Consider the following 249-nt stretch of genomic DNA (forward strand, 5'->3'; position numbering starts at 1 on the left):
ACGGGCAATTCATCACCCCCGATCCTGTGTTTGCAAGAGAGGCCCGATTCACGGATCCTCAACGCTGGTCACCTTACGCCTATGGGCGAGGCAATCCGCTGAGGTATAGCGATCCTACGGGGGAGTTCATCAGTGACGTTATGAATGGGCGGTACGATTTAGGTACTGTGGGTTATCATGAAACGATGTCAAAAATGGAAAGCATTGCGGCTAAAGCTCATGCTGATACATTGCGTGAAATAAGATGTG

1 protein-coding gene is annotated in these 249 nt (G+C 49.8%); it reads left to right on the forward strand.

Translation table 11 applies throughout. The annotated features are described in order from the left end of the window. On the forward strand, positions 1–249 hold a 249-nt coding region (locus A3712_RS28470), incomplete at both ends, for a hypothetical protein (RefSeq protein WP_231891861.1).

The organism is Vibrio sp. HI00D65 (assembly GCF_001635455.1).
Lineage (GTDB): Bacteria > Pseudomonadota > Gammaproteobacteria > Enterobacterales > Vibrionaceae > Vibrio.